Below are 20,261 nucleotides of genomic sequence, written 5' to 3' on the forward strand. Positions count from 1 at the left end.
TGGGCCGGCGTGATCATCCCTAGACTCGGGGAGTGCAGATCCCCTTCCGCTCCTCCGAACGCGCCAGCCTGGGCGTCGAGTGGGAGCTGCAGCTGGTCGACCGGGAGACCCGGGAGCTGACCGCGGGGGCCATCGACATCCTCGCCGAGCTCACCCCCGAGGGCGCCGAGGAGCCGGCCAAGGCCAAGCACGAGCTGCTCCAGTCGACCATCGAGATCATCACCGGCGTCTGCACCACCGTCGGCGAGGCCAAGGCCGACCTCGCCGGCACCCTCGCCGAGGTGACCGCCGCCGCCGAGCGCCGCGGCCTGGCGTTGATGTGCGCCGGCACCCACCCGTTCACCGACTGGCAGACCCAGGAGATCTCGCCGAAGGAGCGCTACCTCCAGCTGGTCGAGAAGATGCAGTGGCTGGCCCGCCGGCTGCAGATCTTCGGCGTGCACGTGCACGTCGGCGTGCGCGCGCCGGAGAAGGCCGTGCCGATCGTCAACGCGCTCACCCAGTACGTGCCGCACTTCCTGGCGCTGTCGGCGTCCTCCCCGTACTGGGTCGGCTGCGACACCGGCCTGGCCTCGGCCCGCAGCAAGGTCTTCGAGGGGATGCCCACCGCCGGGCTGCCGTACCAGCTCACCGGCTGGGACGAGTTCGAGACCTACATGGAGACGCTGATCTCCACGCGGGCCATCGAGAGCGTGCGCGAGGTCTGGTGGGACATCCGCCCGCACCCCGACTTCGGCACCGTCGAGCTGCGCATCTGCGACGGGCTGCCCACCCTCGACGAGGTCGGCGCGGTCGCCGCGCTGTCGCAGTGCCTGGTCGAGCAGCTGGACTCCCAGCTCGACCGCGGCTACACGCTGCCCACACCGGCCGGCTGGGTGCTGCGGGAGAACAAGTGGCGGGCGGCCCGCTACGGGCTCGACGCCGACATCGTCGTCGACGACAAGGGCACCGTGCGGCCGGTGCGGCAGGCGATCACCGACCTGGTCGAGGACCTCGAGCCCACCGCCCGCCGGCTGGGCTGCGAGGCCGAGCTGGCCGACGTCGCCCGCGTGCTCGAGGCCGGGGCGTCCTACCAGCGGCAACGGGCGGTCGCCGCCGCGCACGGCGGCGACCTGCGCCCGGTGGTCGACAGCCTCGTCGCCGAGCTGCGCGACGGCCTGGGCAGCCGCCCGGCCGGCGAGCTGCCCGACCCGCCGCCGGCCGCGCCCACCTGTGCCGGGGGCGCGGCGGCGTGACGGCGGCCGTCGAGAAGCTCAGCGCGGCGGTCGACGAGTGGGTGGCCGAGCGGGCCGCCCAGCTGGTCGCGGTCCGGCGGCACCTGCACGCCCATCCGGAGCTGGCCTTCGCCGAGTTCGAGACGACGTCGTTCCTCGAGCAGCGGCTGCGCAACGCCGGCCTGACCCCCAAGCGGCTGCCCACCGGCACCGGGCTGGTGGTGGAGATCGGGTCCGGCGACCCGGTCGTGGTGCTGCGCGGCGACATCGACGCGCTGCCCCTGGCCGACCTCAAGGACGTGCCCTACGCCTCCACCCGCGAGGGCATGTGCCACGCCTGCGGGCACGACGTGCACACCACCGTGGTGCTCGGAGCGGCGCTGGCGCTGGCCGCCCTCGACGACCTGCCCGGCACCGTGCGCTGCATCTTCCAGCCGGCCGAGGAGACCGTGCCCGGCGGCGCCACGGAGGTCGTCGCCGCCGGCGTCCTGGACGGCGCCTCGCGGGCCTTCGCGCTGCACTGCGACCCCTCGATCCCGGCCGGCACCGTCGGCCTGCGGACCGGCTCCATCACCGCCGCCTGCGACCGGATGGACGTCGTCCTCACCGGCCCCGGCGGGCACACCGCCCGCCCGCAGCTCACCGTCGACCTGGTCGACGCCCTGGGCCGGCTGATCACCGACCTGCCCGCGCTGCTGTCCCGCCAGGTCGATCCGCGCGCCGGCATGTCCCTGGTGTGGGGCGCGGTCAACGCCGGGGTGGCGGCCAACGCCATCCCGCAGCGCGGCCAGCTGCGCGGCACCGTGCGGGTGCTCGACCGCGAGGCCTGGCAGACCGCCGAGGACCGGCTGCGCGGGCTGGTCGAGCGGGTCGCGGCGACCACCGGCGCGGGGGTCGAGGTCGACTACGTGCGCGGCGTGCCGCCGGTGGTGAACGACCCCCGCTCGGTCGCGCTGCTGCGCTCGGCGGCCCTGGAGACCGTCGGTCAGGAGGGCGTGCGGCTGTCGCCGCAGAGCATGGGCGGGGAGGACTTCGGCTGGTTCGCCGACGTGCTGCCCATCGCGCTGGCCCGCCTGGGCACGCACGGCGGCGGCGCGCCCCTGGACCTGCACCGGGGCACGTTCGACGTCGACGAGCGGGCCATCGGGGTCGGCGTGCGGCTGCTGGCCCGCACCGCACTGCACGCGCTGGCCGCGGACGCCGGATCGGCTCCGGGTGGCCGCTCACCGGGCCCCGCGCGCCCGTCGTCCGGGGACCGCCGGTAGAACACGTCTGACAAGCCGACGACGGGAGCCGTTCGACGATGAGTGCCCCTGAGCAGACGGCCGCACCCGGCGACGCCGACGCCGAGGTGCCGGCCGAGCACGAGGTCCCCGCGGACCTCGACCTTGCCGCGGAGTTCGCCGCGGTCACCCGCGACCAGTGGCGCGAGCTCGTCGCCGGGGTGCTGCGCAAGGGCGGCCGGGAGGACCTCCCCGACCCCGTCGAGGAGGCGCTGCGCCGCACCGTCGCCACCGGCGTGACCGTCGCCCCGCTGTACACCGCCGAGGACGCCGGCGACCTGCCCACCGCGGTCGGCGTGCCCGGCCTCCCGCCGTTCGTGCGCGGCACCCGCGCCGGCGCGGCCGGCACCACCGCGGCCGGCGGCGCCGACGACGACGTCCCCGGCGGCTGGGACGTCCGCCAGCGCCACGCCCACCCCGACGTCGCGACGACGCGGGAGGCGGTGCTCGCCGACCTGGAGAACGGCGTCTCCTCGCTCTGGCTCGAGCTCGGCGAGGGCGCGATCCCGGTCGACGCGCTCGGCCAGGTGCTCGACGGCGTCTACCTCGACCTGGCCCCGGTCACCGTCTCCGGCGGGTGGCCGGCGGCCGAGGCGTTCCTGGCGCTCGTCGAGGGCCGCGACGACCTCGCTCCCGGCGGCTGCCTGGGCCTGGACCCGCTGGGCGACCAGGCCACCACCGGCGAGCCCGCCGACCTCTCCGGGCTGGCCGACGTGGCCCGCCGTGCGGCCGCGCACCCCGGCCTGCGGGCGGTCGTCGCCGACGCCACCGTCTACGCCGACGCCGGCGCCGGGGTGGTCGAGGAGCTCGGCTGCTCGCTGGCCGCGGGCGTGGCCTACCTCCGGGCGCTCACCGAGGGCGGGCTGTCGGTCGACGAGGCGTTCGCCCAGGTCGAGTTCCGCTACTCCGCGAGCGCCGACCAGTTCACGACCATCGCTGCGCTGCGTGCCGCCCGCCGGCTGTGGGACCGCGTCGGCGAGCTGTCCGGCGCGTCTCCCGACGTGCGCGGCCAGCGCCAGCACGCGGTCACCTCGTCGGTGATGACGACCCGGCGCGACCCCTGGGTCAACATGCTGCGGACGACGGTCGCCTGCTTCGCCGCCGGCGTCGGCGGCGCCGACGTCGTCACCGTGCAGCCGTTCGACGCCGCGCTCGGCCTGCCCGACGCGTTCTCCCGGCGGATCGCCCGCAACACCCAGAGCCTGCTGGTCGAGGAGGGCCACCTGGCCCGCGTGCTCGACCCGGCCGGCGGCTCCTGGTACGTCGAGTCGCTCACCGAGGACCTCGCGCAGGCGGCCTGGTCCTGGTTCACCGAGATCGAGCGGGCCGGCGGGCTGGCCCGCGCCCTCGCCGACGGGCTGGTCGGCGAGCGGATCGGAGCGGCCTGGGCCGAGCGGGCCGAGCGCCTCGCGCACCGCACCGAGGCGATCACCGGCGTCAGCGAGTTCCCCAACCTGGGCGAGAAGCTGCCGGAACGGCAGCCGCTGCCCGAGCGGGCGCACACCGGCGGGCTGCCGCGGGTGCGCGCGGCCCAGGAGTTCGAGGCGCTGCGCGACCGCGCCGACGCGGCCGAGCGGTCGACCGGCACGCGGCCGGCGGTCTACCTGGCCACCATCGGATCGGTCGCCCGGCACACCGCCCGCGCGTCGTTCGCCGGCAACCTGTTCCAGGCCGGCGGGCTGGCCACGCCGTCCGGGGACGGCGCCGGGGGCCTCGGCGAGGCCGGGACGACGGTCGCCTGCATCTGCGGCACCGACAAGGACTACGCCGAGTCCGCGGCCCCGCTGGCCGCGGCGCTGCGCGAGGCCGGTGCCACCGCGGTCTGGCTGGCCGGCAAGCCGTCCCTGGCGGTCGACGGCGTCGACGGGTACGTGTACGCCGGGTGCGACGCGCTGACCACGCTGCGCACCGTCCACGAGCAGCTGGGTGTCCCCGACGGCCTTTCGCGCGCGAATGGCGGAAACCAGACAGAGGAGCGGGCATGAGCGCCATCCCCGACTTCGGCGGCGCCGAGCTCGGCCGTCCCGCGGCCTCGGCCTCGGTCGACGACTGGGCCAAGCGGTTCGAGGAGGCCACCGGCCGCACCGTCGCCGACGCCTCCTGGACCACCCCCGAGGGCATCGAGGTGCCGCCGCTGGCCACCCCGGCCGACCTCGCCGGGCTGGACTTCCTCGCCACCTACCCGGGCCTGCCGCCGTTCCTGCGCGGGCCCTACCCGACGATGTACACGACCCAGCCGTGGACGGTCCGCCAGTACGCGGGCTTCTCCACCGCGGCGGAGTCCAACGCCTTCTACCGGCGCAACCTCGCCGCCGGGCAGAAGGGCCTGTCGGTCGCCTTCGACCTGCCCACGCACCGCGGCTACGACTCCGACCACCCGCGGGTGGTCGGCGACGTCGGCATGGCGGGCGTGGCGATCGACTCGATCCTGGACATGCGGCAGCTGTTCGACGGCATCCCGCTGGACCGGATGAGCGTCTCGATGACCATGAACGGCGCGGTGCTTCCGGTGCTGGCGCTCTACATCGTCGCCGCCGAGGAGCAGGGGGTGGCGCCGGCGCAGCTGACCGGGACCATCCAGAACGACATCCTCAAGGAGTTCATGGTCCGCAACACCTACATCTACCCGCCCAAGCCCTCGATGCAGGTGATCAGCGACATCTTCGCGTTCACCTCGCAGGAGATGCCGCGGTACAACTCGATCTCCATCTCGGGCTACCACATCCAGGAGGCGGGGGCGACCGCCGACCTGGAGCTGGCCTACACGCTGGCCGACGGCGTGGAGTACCTGCGGGCGGGCAAGGACGCCGGGCTGGACGTCGACGCGTTCGCCCCCCGGCTGAGCTTCTTCTGGGCGATCGGCATGAACTTCTTCATGGAGGTCGCCAAGCTCCGCGCCGGCCGGCTGCTGTGGGCCAAGCTGGTCCGGCAGGCCGGGGCGCAGAAGGACAAGTCGCTGTCGCTGCGCACCCACTCGCAGACCTCGGGCTGGTCGCTGACCGCGCAGGACGTCTACAACAACGTCGTCCGCACCTGCCTGGAGGCCATGGCCGCCACCCAGGGGCACACCCAGTCGCTGCACACCAACGCCCTGGACGAGGCGCTGGCCCTGCCGACCGACTTCTCCGCCCGGATCGCCCGCAACACCCAGCTGCTGCTGCAGCAGGAGTCGGGCACGACGCGGGTCATCGACCCGTGGGGCGGGTCGGCCTACGTGGAGAAGCTGACCTACGACCTCGCCCGGCGCGCCTGGGCGCACATCCAGGAGGTCGAGGAGCACGGCGGGATGGCCCAGGCCATCGACGACGGCATCCCGAAGCTGCGCATCGAGGAGGCCGCGGCCCGCACCCAGGCCCGCATCGACTCCGGCCGCCAGCCGGTGATCGGCGTGAACAAGTACCGGGTGGAGGCCGACGAGGCGATCGAGGTGCTGCGGGTCGACAACGCCGACGTGCTCGCCCAGCAGAAGGCCAAGCTGGAGAAGCTGCGCGCCGAGCGCGACGGCCGGGCGGTGGAGGAGGCGCTGTCCCGGCTGACCGACGCCGCGCGCGCCGCCGCCGAGGGCCGGCGCGGCCGCGAACTGGACGCCAACCTGCTCAAGCTCGCCGTCGACGCCGCCCGCGCCCAGGCGACGGTGGGGGAGATCTCCGACGCCCTCGAGGTCGTCTACGGCCGGCACGCCGGCCAGGTGCGCACCATCTCCGGCGTCTACCGCGACGAGGCCATGCAGTCCCGGCAGGACGGAGCCGACAGCCCCTTGGACGAGACCCGCCGCATGGCCGAGGCCTTCGAGGAGGCCGAGGGGCGCCGTCCCCGGATCCTGGTGGCCAAGATGGGCCAGGACGGCCACGACCGCGGCCAGAAGGTCATCGCCACCGCTTTCGCCGACCTCGGCTTCGACGTCGACGTGGGCCCGCTGTTCCAGACGCCGGAGGAGGTCGCCCGCCAGGCGGTGGAGGCCGACGTGCACGTCGTCGGCGTCTCGTCGCTGGCCGCCGGGCACCTGACGCTGGTGCCGGCGCTCAAGCAGGCGCTGGCCGACCTCGGGGCCGACGACGTGGTCATCGTGGTCGGCGGCGTCATCCCGCCCGACGACGTGCCGCGGCTGCAGGAGATGGGCGCCGCGGCGGTGTTCCTCCCGGGCACGGTCATCGCCGAGGCCGCGCAGGACCTGCTGCGGACGCTGTCGGAGCGGCTGGGTCACTGAACCGTGGTGCGCTGATGGCGGGGATCGACGTCCCGTCGCTGGTCGAGGGGGTCCGCGCCGGCGACCGGCGGTCGGTGGCGCGGGCGATCACCCTGGTGGAGTCCCGCCGGGGTGACCACCGGGAGCGGGCGCAGGAGCTGCTGGTCGAGCTGCTGCCGCACGCCGGGGGAGCGCGGCGGGTCGGGATCAGCGGCGTGCCCGGGGTGGGCAAGTCGACGTTCATCGACCAGCTGGGCACCGACCTGACCGCCACCGGGTCGAAGGTGGCGGTGCTCGCCGTCGACCCGTCGTCGGCGCGCTCGGGCGGGTCGATCCTGGGCGACAAGACGCGGATGGCCCGGCTGTCGGTCGATCCGCACGCCTTCATCCGGCCGTCCCCGACCGCGGGCACCCTCGGCGGGGTCGCGCAGGCCACCCGGGAGTCGATGGTCGTGGTCGAGGCGGCCGGCTACGACGTCGTCCTGGTGGAGACCGTCGGCGTCGGGCAGTCCGAGGTCACCGTCGCCGAGATGGTCGACTCGTTCCTGTTCCTGACCCTCGCCCGCACCGGCGACCAGCTGCAGGGCATCAAGCGCGGCATCCTCGAGATCGCCGACGTCATCGCGGTCAACAAGGCCGACGGGCCGGGAGCCACCGACGCCCGGACGGCCGCCCGCGAGCTGGCGGGGGCGATCCGGATGCTGCGCGGGCACGACGAGGAGTGGGAGGTGCCGGTGCTCACCTGCGCCGGGCTCACCGGCGAGGGCCTGGACCGGGTGTGGGCCGCGCTGGTCGAGCACCAGGACCGGGCCCGGGCGTCGGGCGCCTTCGACGAGCGCCGCCGCACCCAGCAGGTGCGCTGGACCTGGCAGCTGGTGCGTGGCGGGCTGGAGCACGAGCTGCGCGCGCACCCCGAGGTGCGCGGCCTGACGCCGGAGCTGGAGCGCGCGGTGCTGGCGGGCGAGCTGACTCCCGCGCTCGCCGCCCGGCGGCTGCTCGACGCCTTCCTCGGCCGCGCCCGGGACTGACCGGCCACCTCCGCCGTCCCGCCGGAACACTCCCGTCCCAGCGGCACCGGACCGTTCCGTGTCCTCCCGGATCGGCGCGCCCGTCTCCCTAGCGTGGACGGCGTGGACGTCACACGCACCGGGGAACCGCCACGCCTGCGCGCACTCGACGGGCTGCGCTTCCTGGCCGCGGCGGCCGTGGTGGCGTTCCACTACACCGGCAGGGACAGCACCGCCTGGCCCGAGAGCGTCCGCACGGTGTTCCCGACGATCAGCCGGTTCACGATCTACGGCGGCTTCGGCCCGTACCTGTTCTTCATCATCAGCGGTTTCGTGGTGCTGATGAGCGCCTGGGACCGCCCGGCGCGCTCCTTCCTGGCCTCCCGCGTGGGCCGGCTCTTCCCGGCCTACTGGATCGCCGTCGTCCTCACCGCCGGCGTGCTGCTCCTCGACCCGCGGGCGGTGCCCGCCGTCTGGGAGAACCTGGGGCTGTCGGGCGTCGCCCTCAACCTGACGATGCTGCAGTCGGCCTTCGGCGTGGGCAACGTCGACGGCGTCTACTGGACGCTGTGGGTGGAGCTGAAGTTCTACCTGCTGCTCGGGCTGCTGGCCCTCGCCGGCATCACCCGGCGCCGGGTGCTCGCCCTCTGCCTGGTCTGGCCGCTGCTGGGTGCCCTGGCCGGGCAGCTGCACGCCGACCTGCTGACGGCGCTGCTCGAGCCGCTGTACGCGCCGTTCTTCTGCATCGGGCTGCTGCTCTACCTGGTGTACCGGGAGGGCTGGAGCCCCTCCGTCGGGCTGCTGCTCGCGTTCGACTACGTGGCCGCCCTGCGGGTCTGCGACACCCACTTCCGGGCCTGGACGCTGGACGTCGCCGGGGCCGGGGTCTCCTTCGCCGGCGTGGCGGTGCTGCTGACCCTCTGCATCGGCGCGGTCGTGCTGGTCACCCTCACGCCGGTCGCCCGGCTCGACTGGCGCTGGCTGACCCTCCTGGGAGCGCTGACCTATCCGCTGTACCTGGTGCACCAGTACGTGGGCTGGGTGCTGATCCGGCACCTGACGCCGCGGCTGCCGGTCTACGCCGTGCTGGCCGTGGTGGTGGCCCTCATGCTCCTCGTCGCCTACGCCGTGCACCGGCTGGTCGAGCGGCCGCTCGGCCCGCGGCTGCGCCGCGCGGTCGAGCGGGAGCTGGCCGCGCTCGCCGCCGGCCGGCCGGCGCCGCAGCCGGAGGCCCGGCCGGCCGCGCTGCCCGAGGAGCCCGCCGCCGACGCCGGGCCGCACACCGTCGTCCCGGCGCCGCGGCCGCAGGCCCCGCACCTGCTCGCCCGGCGCCCCGTCCCGCCGGCGCGGCCGGGCCCGCGGGTTCCCGCGCCGGCCGACCGGCACCCGCGCACGCCGGTCGGGTAGCGCGCCCCGGCTCAGGGCCGGGTCGGCACCGTGATCTCGCCGCTGACCACCCGGTCGGCGAGCGCGTCGAGCTGCGGCCGGATGTCGCCGATGCGGTTCCCGGAGGCCGCCAGGCCGACGCCGCCGGCGGCCAGGTCGTGCACGACGTCGCCCCCGACGTCCTCCCCGGCGAGGACTGCGGTCACGTAGTCCCGGACCGCGACGTCCACGTTCTTGACCGCGGACGTGAGGATCGCCGGCTGCAGGGAGGGGTCGCCGACGGTCCGGTACTCGTCGGTGTCGGCGCCGATGGCCCAGCCGCCGGACTCGGCGGCGGCCAGGAACACCCCCGGGTTCGACGCCGCGGCGACCGTGAAGACCACGTCGGTGCCTGCGGCGTACATCCCGGCGGCGACCGCCTGCCCGGCCGCCGGGTCGGCGAACCCGGTGAAGTCGCCCGGCGGCGAGAGGTAGCGGACGGTGACGGTCGTGCCCGGAGCGGCCGCCTGCGCGCCGGCCCGGTAGCCGGCCTCGAACCGCTGCACCACCGGTGACGGCACGCCGCCGACGAAGCCCACCGTTCCGCTGCTGGACGTGAGCGCCGCGGCGGCGCCGGCCAGGAACGCCGCCTGCTCCTCGGCGAACAGCAGCCCGGTGACGTTGTCCGGTCCGAGTCCCTCGACGGAGGCGTCGACCACTGCGAAGCGGGTGTCGGGATACCGCGGCGCCACCTGGGCGAGGGCGTCGACGTAGGTGAAGCCGACCGCGATCACCGGGTCGTAGCCCTGGTCGGCGAGCTCGGTGAGCAGGTCGGCGCGGTCCGAGCCGTCCGCGGCCACGGGGGTCACCGCCTGCATCTTGAGGGCGACGTCCTCCCCGACGGCCTCGCTGAGGCCGAGGTACGTGAGGTTGTTGAAGTCGGCCTCGTCCGGCTCCGCCAGGTCGTAGGCGACGCCGATCCGGACCGTCTCGACCGGCGCCGTCCCCGGGGAGGCGGAGGACGTCGAGCCGGAGGCGGTCGCGCCGGCCGGCCCCTCGTCGCGCGGCCACAGCACCACGGTCAGCACGGTCGCGACGACCAGCAGGACGGCGACGCCCGCGGCGACCAGCACGCCCGTGCGCCGACCCCGCACCGGCGGCGCCGGGGGAGGCACCGGCGCGGACCCCTGCTCGGGGGAGCCGCGGTCGCCGACCACGGTCGGCGGCGCGCCGAAGCCGCCGGCCGCGCGCAGCGCGGCGTCCCAGTGCGGGCCGGCCACCCGCTCGGCCAGCCGGTCCACCGGCTCGGGACGGCCGGGTGCGGCCGGCGCGAAGCGCATCCGCTCCGTGCCGCCGGCGTGCTCGACGGCGATCTCCAGCAGCGCGCCGGGGCCGGCCGTGGGGTGCTGCACCCCGTCGCCCGCCGACCAGGCGGCGCGGACCAGCTCCTCGGCCGCGGCCCGCTCGGCGCCGGGCAGGACGGCGGTGTCCAGCCGGCCGAGCGGCATCAGCCGGCGGCCGCCGTCGAGCAGCCCGGTCACGGTGACCCGGTGCGGACCCGGCAGCGGATCGGTGGGGGAGTCCGCGCCGGCCGGCGCGGCCACGGGCGGCGGCGGAGCCGGCGTGCCGCCCGACGACGTCAGCGCCGCCGTGGCCGCCGCGGCCAGCGCGCCACAGCTCGGGAAGCGCTGCGCCGGGTCCTTGGCCAGGGCCGCGGCGAGGACGGCGGTGATCCCCGGCGGCAGGTCCGGCCGCAGCTGCCGGGGATCGGGCACCGGCTCGGTCGCGTGCGCGGTCAGCAGCGCGTAGAAGCTCTCCCGCGGATAGGGCACCCGGCCGGTGAGCATCTCGAAGAGCACGCAGCCGAGGGCGTAGACGTCCACCCGCCGGTCGACCGGCCCGCCGCCGAACACCTCCGGGGCGGCGTAGGCGGGGGTCAGGAAGGCCTGCCCGGAGACGGTGAGCCGCAGGTCGGTGTCCAGGGCCTTGGCGATGCCGAAGTCGGTGAGCAGCACCCGGGCGCCCGGTCCGCCCGGGGTCGGGTCGGGCGCGATGAGCACGTTCGCCGGCTTCACGTCCCGGTGCAGCAGTCCGGCCCCGTGCGCGGTGTCCAGCGCCGCCGCGACCGAGCTGAGCACGTGCAGGGCGCGCCCGAGGTCCAGCGGGCCGGTCGAGAGCACCTGTGCCAGGTCGGTGCCCTCGACGTACTGCATGCGGATCCACAGGTCCTCGCCGGTGACCCCGAGGCCGTGCACGGTGACCACGTTGGGGTGGTGCAGCCGGGCGGCCAGCCGGGCCTCGTGCTCGAAGCGCGCCCGCAGCTGCGGATCGGTGGCCAGCGACCCGTGCATCACCTTGAGCACCTCGGGCCGGTCCAGCGCCAGGTTCTGCACCAGGTAGACCGAGCCCATGCCGCCGCGTCCCAGCAGCCGCACCACCCGGCAGCCGGCGATGGTCGCCCCGATGGGCAGCGACATGGGCGTTCCCGTCACGGTCGGCAGCGGCGTCCCCGCCCGGGCCGCCGCCGCGCATCATGGCACGGCGGTGCGGCCGGGGCCGGTCAGCGGGCGGGGCCGATGCCGGCGGCGTTCAGGGCGGCCAGCAGGGCCGCGGTGTCCTCCGTGAAGCCGAGCAGGACGACGGCGTCCGGGCGGACCTCGACGAGCTCGGCGATGGCCTCCTCCGGCGGGTCGTCGTCCTCGTAGGCCACCACGGTGATGTCGGCCAGCGGGATGCCGGCCTCGGCCAGCCGGCGCTCCAGCACCCCGGCCAGCTCGGTGAACTGGCCGTCGAGGGCCAGCACCCCGACGCTGCGGTGGCCGTCGGCCAGCACGAGGTCGGCCAGCGCCAGGGCCTCCAGCCGGTCCCCGGGGCTGGTGCGGGCGAACAGGTCGGCGTCGGGCTCGCCGACCAGGGTGTCGGAGTCGCTGGCGGAGGCCACGAGCAGCACGCCGGCGGCCGTCACCTGCTCGAGCACGGTGGAGATGACGACGTCCGAGATCGGCCCGACCAGCGCGTGGGCACCGCGCCCCACCAGGTCGGCCACCGCCGCGCCGGCCAGCCCGGAGGAGTAGTCGCCGGCGTCGGCCTCGACCAGCTCGACGGGGCGGCCGTGCACCCCGCCGGCCGCGTTGACGTCCTCGAGCGCCAGGGCGAACCCGACGGCGGCCGCCGGCGCCAGGCGCTGGTCGGTGCCGGTGTAGGGGAGCAGCGCGCCCACCAGCAGCGGCTCGGGCGGGTCGTCCCCGCCGGCCGCGGGCGGCGCCGACCCGTCGGCGTCGCCGGGGTCGCCGCCGAGCACGTACTCCGCGTCGGGCGCGAGCTCGTTGAGCCCGGTGAACGAGCGGACGGCGAACGGCGCGACCGCGGGCTCGCCCGCCTCGGTGAGCTCCAGCGGGCCGCTGAGCCCGTCGTAGTCGGGGTCGGTGCCGTCCTCTGCCAGCGCCAGGCAGGCGGCGGGGTCGGTGCACCGCTCGCCGCCGGTGGTCATCGCGCCGACCGCGGCCCGGAACACGCGGGCGTCGTTGCTGCCTGCCCACTCCGCGGCCAGCGCGGTCACGACGAGGGCGTCGTAGCTCGCGGCCACGACGTCGAGGTCCTCGACCGCCGCGTCCGCGGCGGCCACCCGGAGCAGGAAGTCCTCCGGGAGGTCGGCGCCGGCCGACGTCCCGACCATGCCGGCCAGCGCCCCGGACTCCTCGAAGTCGTAGCCGAGCACGTCGTTGGTGTTGCTCGTGGCGCCGTAGGCCGTCGGCACCGGCCCGGCCGGGTCCGAGCCGGCCGGATCGGCGGCCGGATCGGCGGCCGAGGCGTCCTTCGGTCCGCTGGTGAGGACGACGGCGGTGGTGGCGCCGGCCACGGCGAGGGCCGCGACGGCGGCCGCCAGGACCACGCGCGGCCGCAGCGGACCGCGGCCCCGCCCGCCGTCCGCGCCGGCGGCGTCCAGCCGGGTGTCCGCGTCGCCGCCGAGCACGGCGGCCACCACCCGGTCCCACTCGGGCGGATGCGCCGGGCCGCGGTGCACCCAGCCGAACCGCTCCCCGCCGCCGGGGTGCTCGACGTCGACCTCGACGGACACCGCGCCCGGCCCGGGGACCTCGGGGCCGGAGGGCCGCTCCCGGGCGGCCACCGCCTGCTGGACGGCGGTCTCCACGACCGTGCGCCGGTCGGCGGGCAGCGTGGCGGTGTCGACGCCGCCGACCGTCGTCCAGGGGCGCGACCCGGCCCGGGCGCGGACGGCGACCCGGTGCGGGCCGGGGGGATGCCCGCCGGTCACCCGGGTGCGGCCGGGGTCCTCGGCGGAGGGGAGCAGCGGGCGCAGCGCGGTCGTCAGTGCCTCGGCCAGCACGCCGCACGAGGCATACCGGTCACCCGGCTCCTTGGCCATCGCGGTGGCGACGACGTCGGTCACCCCGGCCGGCAGCCCGGGGCGCAGCGCGCGCGGGTCGGGCGGGGGCTCCCCGAGGTGGGCGGTGACCGAGGCGAGCAGGGACGTCCGCGGAAAGGGCACCGACCCGGTGAGCAGCTCGTAGAGCACGCAGCCGAGGGCGTAGACGTCGACGCGGGCGTCGACCGGCCCGCTGCCGAACCGCTCCGGTGCGGCGTACGCCGGGCTGAGGAACGACTGGCCCGTGCCGGTGAGCGCGACGTCCTCGTCGAGGGCCTTGGCGATGCCGAAGTCGGTCAGCAGCACCCGCTCGGGCTCGCCCGGCGCGTGGCCGGGGGCGAGCAGGATGTTGGCCGGCTTCACGTCGCGGTGCAGCAGCCCGCGGGCGTGCGCGTGGTCCAGCGCCGCGGCCACCGAGCGGACGACGTGCAGCGCGCGCAGTGGTTCCAACGGGCCCTGCGCCACGGCGGCGGCGGCGTCGCTGCCGTCGACGTACTGCATGCGGATCCACAGGTCCGGACCCTCCGCACCCTGGTCGTAGACCTGCACGATGTTCGGGTGGTCCAGCCCGGCGGCCAGCCGGGCCTCGTGCTGGAACCGGGCGCGGAACGAGGGGCTGGCCGCCATGGCGCCGTGCAGCAGCTTCAGCACGTCCCGCCGCGGCAGGCTCGGGTGCTGCACGAGGTAGACCGCGCCCATCCCGCCCTGGCCGAGCAGGCGCAGCACCGTGTACCCGGCGACGGTGGCCCCGACCGGCAGCGTCATGCGCGTCCCCGTTGACCTCGGCGTGTGCGGCTCGAGCAGCAGCCGGGCGGAGCATGGCAGGGATCGCACCCGGCCGGGCGGGTCGCCCGCGCGGAACGGTCAGACGCCGGTGGAGCGGCACTCCCGCGACCGCAGCTCGGCCAGGTAGTCGTCCGGCGCCCCGGCGGCCTCCGCCGCGTCGGCCAGGGCGCCGAGGTACCGCGCGGAGGGCAGCCCGCCCTCGAAGGCGTCCAGCGCGTAGACGTAGGCCACGACGTCGCCGGCCAGGGTGTGCACCCGGAGGTTGAGCTTGCGGTAGAGCCCGAGGTCGGCGCCCTCCCAGGCGTCCAGCGCGCGCTCGTCGGCCTCGGTGAGGTCGTAGAGCGCCACGAACACGCCGGTCGCGTCGTCGTCGGCCGGGACGAGCGTGGCCAGCGCGCCCTCCCAGCCGAACTCCTCGGCGCCGAAGGTCAGCCGCCACCCGCGGATCCAGCCGGTTCCCGCGTGGGGGGAGGACGGGCAGCGCCGGAGCATCTGGGCCGGGTCCATGTTCGACCCGTAGGCGGCGTAGAGAGCCATCGCGCCCGAGCCTACGGTCGATGTGGCGGGGACGACCCGTGAGGCTGCCGACACCGGGCGCCCGCGCCGGGGAAGATGGACGGGCAGTCCCGCACCGAACCCGCAGGAGAGACCCATGACCCGCATCGTGATCATCGGCGGTGGCCCGGCCGGCTACGAGGCCGCGCTCGTCGCCGCCTCGCTCGGTGCGGAGGTCACCGTCGTGGAGCGGGACGGCCTCGGCGGGGCCAGCGTGCTCACCGACTGCGTGCCCTCCAAGGCCTTCATCGCCGCCGCCGGCGCCATGACGTCGGTGCGCGACTCCGCCGTCCTCGGCGTGCACGGCGCCGACCCGACCACGGTGAGCCTCGACCTCGCGCAGGCCAACCACCGGGTCAAGAACCTGTCGCTGGCCCAGTCGGCCGACATCCACGCCCGCCTCCGGGCCGAGGGGGTGACGATCGTCGCCGGCCAGGGGCGGCTCGCCGACGACGTCCCCGGTCTGGCCGCGCACGAGGTGGAGATCCTCGACGCGTCGGGGACCGTCGTCGACGAGATCCAGGGCGACGTCGTCCTCATCGCCACCGGTGCCGACCCGCGCGTGCTCCCCGGCGCCGAGCCCGACCACCAGCGCATCCTCGACTGGCGCGACGTCTACGACCTCGCCGAGCGGCCCGAGCACCTCGTCGTCGTCGGGTCCGGCGTCACCGGCGCGGAGTTCGCCTCCGGATACCTGGAGGCCGGGGTGCCGGTCACCCTCGTCTCCTCGCGCGACCGGGTGCTGCCCGGGGAGGACGCCGATGCCGCCGAGGTGCTGGAGGACGTCTTCCAGTCCCGCGGTGGCCGCCTGGAGCGCGGCCGCGCCGCCGGGGTGCGGCGCACCGAGAAGGGCGTCGTCGTCGAGCTCACCGACGGGCGCACCGTGGAGGGCTCGCACGCCCTGATGACGGTGGGCACGGTGCCGAACACCTCGGGCCTGAACCTCGAGAGCCACGGGGTGCGGGTCACCGAGTCCGGTCACGTGGTTGTCGACCGCGTCTCCCGCACCTCGGTGCCCGGCATCTACGCCGCCGGCGACGTCACCGGTGTGTTCCAGCTCGCGTCGGTGGCGGCGATGCAGGGCCGCATCGCCATGTGGCACGCCCTCGGGGAGGCGGTCGCGCCGATCAAGCTGAAGACGGTCGCCGCCAACGTCTTCACCCACCCCGAGATCGCCACCGTCGGCGTGCAGCAGAAGTCGATGGGGGAGGACCCCGACGTCGAGACCGTGCGCCTGCCGCTGGCCACCAACGCCCGCGCCAAGATGGCCGACCTCCGCGACGGCTTCGTGAAGCTCTTCGCCCGCCGCTCCACCGGGGTGGTCGTCGGCGGCGTCGTCGTGGCCCCGGGCGCCTCGGAGCTGATCCTGCCGATCGCCCTGGCGGTCACCAAGGGGCTCACCGTCGCCGACCTGGCGCAGACCTTCGCCATCTACCCGTCGCTGTCCGGGTCGATCACCGAGGCCGGCCGCCGGCTGATGGGGTCGGACGACTCGGCCTAGGGACGCCGGGGTCGGGAGCGCCCCGTGATCCGGATGTGACACCAGTTCGGCTCAACCGGCCGGATCCGGTGCCGACGCGCGCGCGGGCCGCCGATGTCGGGAGGGATGTCTCCCACCCCCGCCGCTGGCCGCCGTCGCCGGCTGCGCCCGCTGCTGGCGGTGCTCGCCGCCGCCCTGGCCCCGGTCGCGCTGCCCTCGGTCGCCGCCGCCGACGAGCCGGCCGCGACCGTCGTCGGCGAGCTGGTGCAGGCCTGGCCGGACGACGCGCTGGCCGGCGAGCACGCGCACGCCGCCGAGGAGCCGATCAGCTGGGTGGAGACCGCCGCGGGCGAGAGCGTGCGGGTCGACACCGCGGACGTCGCCGGGCTGCCGGTGGGCGGCACCGTCGAGCTGACCGTCGGCGACGAGACCGCCGGCAGCGACGACGAGGACGGCCCGGCTCCCCGGGAGGTGCTCGAGGGCCGGACCCTCGCCGTCCCGGCCACGCCGGCCCGCCCGCGCACCAACGAGGTCACCGTCGTCATGGTGGTGCCGGCCGGCGGGCACCGCGACGGCACGACGCTGGCCTCGGTCGTCGCCGCCGTCGACGGCCCGGTCGCCGACTTCTGGGCCGGGCAGACCGGCGGCGCGGTCTCCTTCGGGGTCACCGCCGCGCGCGACTGGACGACCACCGAGGCCGGCTGCGCCGACCCGGCCGGCATGTGGGACGAGGCCGCGGCCGCCGTCGGCTTCGTCCCCGGCCCCGGCCGGCACCTGCTGCTGTACGTGAGCAGCCAGCCGCGGGACATGCCCGGCTGCTCCTACGCCCTCGCCCAGGTCGGCAGCTCTGCCGGGTCCGGCGGGCGGGCCTACGTGCGGGACGTGCTGCCCTCGCTGATCGCCCACGAGCTCGGCCACAACCTGGGCCTGGGCCACTCCTCCGGCCGGCAGTGCGACGGCGCGGTGGAGACCGGCACCTGCCGGACGGCGGCCTACCGCGACTACTACGACGTCATGGGCGCCTCCTGGGACGCCGTGGGCGCGCTCACCGCCGCCCAGGCCGCCCGGCTCGGCGTGCTGCCGGCCGGCGCGACGGTCACGCGCAGCGCCGCCGACGGCCCGGGGACGGTCGCGCTGGCGCCGCTGGCCGGAGCGACCGGCGTCCGCGCCCTGCAGCTCACTACGGCCGACGGCGGCTCCTACTGGGTGGAGCTCCGGGCGGCCACCGCCCAGGACGCGTGGCTCTCCGGTCCGGCCAACCGCTACCGGCTGCAGACCGGCGTGCTCGTGCACCGCGCCGGCGCGCTGCCGGACACCTCGCTGCTGCTCGACGGCACCCCCTCGGCCGCCGGCGACTGGGACGGCGACCTGCAGGCCGCCCTGCCGGTCGGCGTGCCCGTGCCGCTGGCCGGCGGCTACACGCTGACCGTGCAGGAGGCCGGCCCGGCCGGTGCCACGGTCCAGGTCGTGCCCTCCGCGACCGCCGCCACCGCCGCGCCGGGCGCGCCCGCCCCGGCGCCCGACGTGCTGCCCGGCACGCCCGGCACCACCGCCGACGCCGCTCCCGCACCGGCCGTCGCCGATGCCCTGGCCCCGACCCCGGCGCCCGCCCCCGCCCCGGCGCCGGCCCCCGCCCCCGTCGCGGCCGGCGCGCCGCTCGAGCACGAGGTCGCCGCGACGCCGCGGCTGGCCCCCCGGGCCCAGCAGGGTCCGGAGCCGAGCTGGGCCCTGCCGCTGCTGGCCGGGCTCGGGGTCTCGGGCGCGACCCTCGTCGCCGGCCGCGCCCTCGTCCGGGCCCGCCTGCGCCGCACCCGTCCCTGACGCCCCAGCTCCGGCTCCAGATCGGCCGCTCGTGCGCCGATGGAGGAGGCAGCAGCCCGTTCGTCCAGGAGTCGTCCGTGTCCCAAGCCCGTCGGCCGTGGTCCCTGCGGTCGCTCGTCCTCGCCGCCGCCGCGGTGCTGGTGCCCGTGGTCGCCGTCCCCACGGCGTCCCGTGCCGAGGAGCCGCCGGCCGAGGCCGGCGCCGAGACCGTCGTCGGCGAGCTGGTCCAGGCCTGGCCGGAGTACGCCGACCCCGGCGAGGCCACCACGCACGGCGACGAGGGCCCGCTCAGCTGGATCCGCGCCGAGGACGGCGCCACCGTCCGCGTGCCCACCGAGGACGTCGCCGCCATCCCGGTGGGCTCCACCGTCGAGGTGACCGTCGGCGCGGAGGCCGGCGACGAGCCGGCCGCCGCCCCGGGCCTCGAGCCGGCCTTCGAGGTGCTCGCCGCCGACGTCCTCGCCCCGCCGCCGCCCGCGGCGGCCGTGCCGCCGGGCACGACCAACCAGGTCACCGTCGCGATGGTCAACCCCGCCGGCGGCGTGCGCGACGGGGCCCGCCTGGCCGACGTCGTCGCCATGGTCGACGGCGCGGTGCGCTCCTTCTGGTCGGAGCAGACCGGCGACGCCGTCCGCTTCGGCGTCGCGGGCACCCACGACTGGATGGACACCGCCGCCGGCTGCTCCGAGCCCTACGACCTGTGGGACGAGGTGGCCGGCCGCATCGGCTGGACACCCGGCCCGGGCAAGCACCTGATGCTCTACCTCTCCAGCACGCCCGCGAACCTGCAGGGATGCGCCTACGGCCTGGCGGAGGTGGGCCGGAGCGGCCTGCTGGGTGGCTACTCCTACGTGCGCGACGTCGAGCTGTCGGTGATGGCCCACGAGCTCGGCCACAACCTGGGGCTCGGGCACTCCTCGGAGCAGCAGTGCGATCCGCAGGGCGCCTGCCGCACCCGGGCGTACTACGACTGGTACGACGTCATGGGCATCTCCTGGGACCAGGTCGGCTCGGTCAACGCGCCCCAGCTCGACGTGCTCGGCCCGTCGTCGGTGTGGACGGAGGGCCGCGACTGGATCCGGATCGGCACCGGCAGCCCGACGCAGTACGTGACCCTGGCCCCGATGAGCTCGGCGGGCCTGATCCGGGCCGTGCGCCTCGACGCCGGCGGGGGGCAGACCTACTGGCTGGAGTACCGCGCGGCGTCCGGCCGGGACGCGTGGCTCGGCACCACGGGCAACTGGCCCCGGCTGCAGACCGGGGTGCTGCTGCACCGCTCGTCCACCGGGTCCAACACCTCGCTCCTGTACGACCCGACGCCCTCGCCCCAGACGTCCTGGGACGACGACCTGCAGACCGCGCTGCCGCAGGGGGTCGCCGTCCCCGTCGCCGGAGGCGTCTTCACGCTCACCCTCCACGGGACCGGCCCCGACGGCGCCACGGTGGCCATCGGCGTGCAGGACCGCCCGGTCGGCTCGGGTGGCGCGATCGCCGTCCGGCACCAGGCGATGGGCGGCGCGACCGGTCCGCTGGGCCCGGCCACCACGCCCGAGGAGTGCGGCCTGGCCGGGGGCGGCTGCCGGCGCGGCTACGTGGGCGGCTGGATCTACTGGTCGCCGGCCACGGGTGCGCACGTGGTGCGGGGGGCGATCCTGTCGCACTGGGACGCGCTGGGCCGGCAGGGCGGCCCGCTGGGGTATCCGATCGGCGACGACTCCCCGGCGCCGGGTGGGTTCATGACGCAGTTCGCCGGCGGAACGATCTACTGGTCGGCGGCCACGGGTGCGCACATGATCCGCGGGGCGATCCTGCAGCGGTACGTGGCGCACGGTGGTCCGGCGGTGCTGGGCTATCCGATCGCCGACGACGGTGGGACCGCCGACGGCACCGGTGCGCTGGTGCGGCTGCAGGGCGGGGTCATCTACTGGTCGCCGGCCACCGGCGCGCACGTGGTGCGGGGGGCGATCCTGTCGCACTGGGACGCGCTGGGCCGGCAGCGGGGCCCGCTGGGGTATCCGATCGGCGACGACTCCCCGGCGCCGGGTGGGTACATGACGCAGTTCGCCGGCGGGACGATCTACTGGTCGGCGGCCACGGGTGCGCACATGATCCGCGGGGCGATCCTGCAGCGGTACGTGGCGCACGGTGGTCCGGCGGTGCTGGGCTATCCGATCGCC

At 76.2% G+C, this 20,261-nt stretch carries 12 protein-coding genes; 9 read left to right on the forward strand and 3 right to left on the reverse strand.

The annotated features are described in order from the left end of the window. The first annotated feature begins 32 nt into the window (after window positions 1-32). The 6 genes from ACI79R_RS03925 (at window position 33) to ACI79R_RS03950 (ending at window position 9,097) form a co-directional block, all read left to right on the forward strand. Window positions 33-1,235, forward strand: a complete 1,203-nt coding sequence (locus tag ACI79R_RS03925; protein WP_456572255.1) for a glutamate--cysteine ligase — start codon at window positions 33-35, stop codon at window positions 1,233-1,235. After that, a complete protein-coding gene (locus tag ACI79R_RS03930) occupies window positions 1,232-2,479 on the forward strand; it encodes an amidohydrolase (RefSeq protein WP_456572256.1) in 1,248 nt (415 codons plus the stop codon). Before ACI79R_RS03925 ends, ACI79R_RS03930 begins: the two co-directional genes overlap by 4 nt. Window positions 2,480-2,517: 38 nt before the next feature. After that, complete coding sequence (locus ACI79R_RS03935; RefSeq protein WP_456572257.1) at window positions 2,518-4,482, forward strand: methylmalonyl-CoA mutase subunit beta; 1,965 nt, start codon at window positions 2,518-2,520, stop codon at window positions 4,480-4,482. Next, on the forward strand, window positions 4,479-6,704 hold the full coding sequence (gene scpA / locus ACI79R_RS03940) for a methylmalonyl-CoA mutase (RefSeq protein WP_456572258.1): 2,226 nt from the start codon (window positions 4,479-4,481) through the stop codon (window positions 6,702-6,704). Before ACI79R_RS03935 ends, scpA begins: the two co-directional genes overlap by 4 nt. Window positions 6,705-6,718: 14 nt before the next feature. Continuing rightward, entirely contained in the window at window positions 6,719-7,711 is a 993-nt protein-coding gene (gene meaB / locus ACI79R_RS03945) for a methylmalonyl Co-A mutase-associated GTPase MeaB (RefSeq protein WP_456572259.1), read from the forward strand. 102 nt (window positions 7,712-7,813) lie between these two features. Continuing rightward, entirely contained in the window at window positions 7,814-9,097 is a 1,284-nt protein-coding gene (locus ACI79R_RS03950) for an acyltransferase family protein (RefSeq protein WP_456572260.1), read from the forward strand. A gap of 11 nt (window positions 9,098-9,108) precedes the next feature. Here ACI79R_RS03950 and ACI79R_RS03955 read toward each other — a convergent pair whose 3' ends face one another. From ACI79R_RS03955 to ACI79R_RS03965, 3 genes are all read right to left on the reverse strand, one after another. Beyond that, the gene (locus tag ACI79R_RS03955) at window positions 9,109-11,532 is read right to left on the reverse strand and encodes a BMP family ABC transporter substrate-binding protein (protein WP_456572261.1); all 2,424 of its coding nucleotides are present in this window, start codon (window positions 11,530-11,532) and stop codon (window positions 9,109-9,111) included. Between the two features lie 83 nt (window positions 11,533-11,615). Beyond that, window positions 11,616-14,207: a protein kinase domain-containing protein gene (locus tag ACI79R_RS03960; protein WP_456572262.1), complete on the reverse strand. Its 2,592-nt coding sequence runs from the start codon at window positions 14,205-14,207 to the stop codon at window positions 11,616-11,618. A 99-nt stretch (window positions 14,208-14,306) separates the two neighbouring features. Further along, the gene (locus ACI79R_RS03965) at window positions 14,307-14,765 is read right to left on the reverse strand and encodes a gamma-glutamylcyclotransferase family protein (RefSeq protein WP_456572263.1); all 459 of its coding nucleotides are present in this window, start codon (window positions 14,763-14,765) and stop codon (window positions 14,307-14,309) included. Between the two features lie 115 nt (window positions 14,766-14,880). Between ACI79R_RS03965 and ACI79R_RS03970 the strand changes: the two genes are divergently transcribed. The 3 genes from ACI79R_RS03970 to ACI79R_RS03980 form a co-directional block, all read left to right on the forward strand. Next, a complete protein-coding gene (locus ACI79R_RS03970) occupies window positions 14,881-16,284 on the forward strand; it encodes an NAD(P)H-quinone dehydrogenase (protein ID WP_456572264.1) in 1,404 nt (467 codons plus the stop codon). Window positions 16,285-16,389: 105 nt separating this feature from the next. Then, entirely contained in the window at window positions 16,390-18,084 is a 1,695-nt protein-coding gene (locus ACI79R_RS03975; RefSeq protein WP_456572265.1) for a reprolysin-like metallopeptidase, read from the forward strand. A gap of 77 nt (window positions 18,085-18,161) precedes the next feature. Beyond that, window positions 18,162-20,261: reprolysin-like metallopeptidase (locus ACI79R_RS03980; protein ID WP_456572266.1), on the forward strand; the 2,100-nt coding region annotated here is incomplete at its 3' end.

The organism is Blastococcus sp. SYSU D00820 (assembly GCF_054050695.1).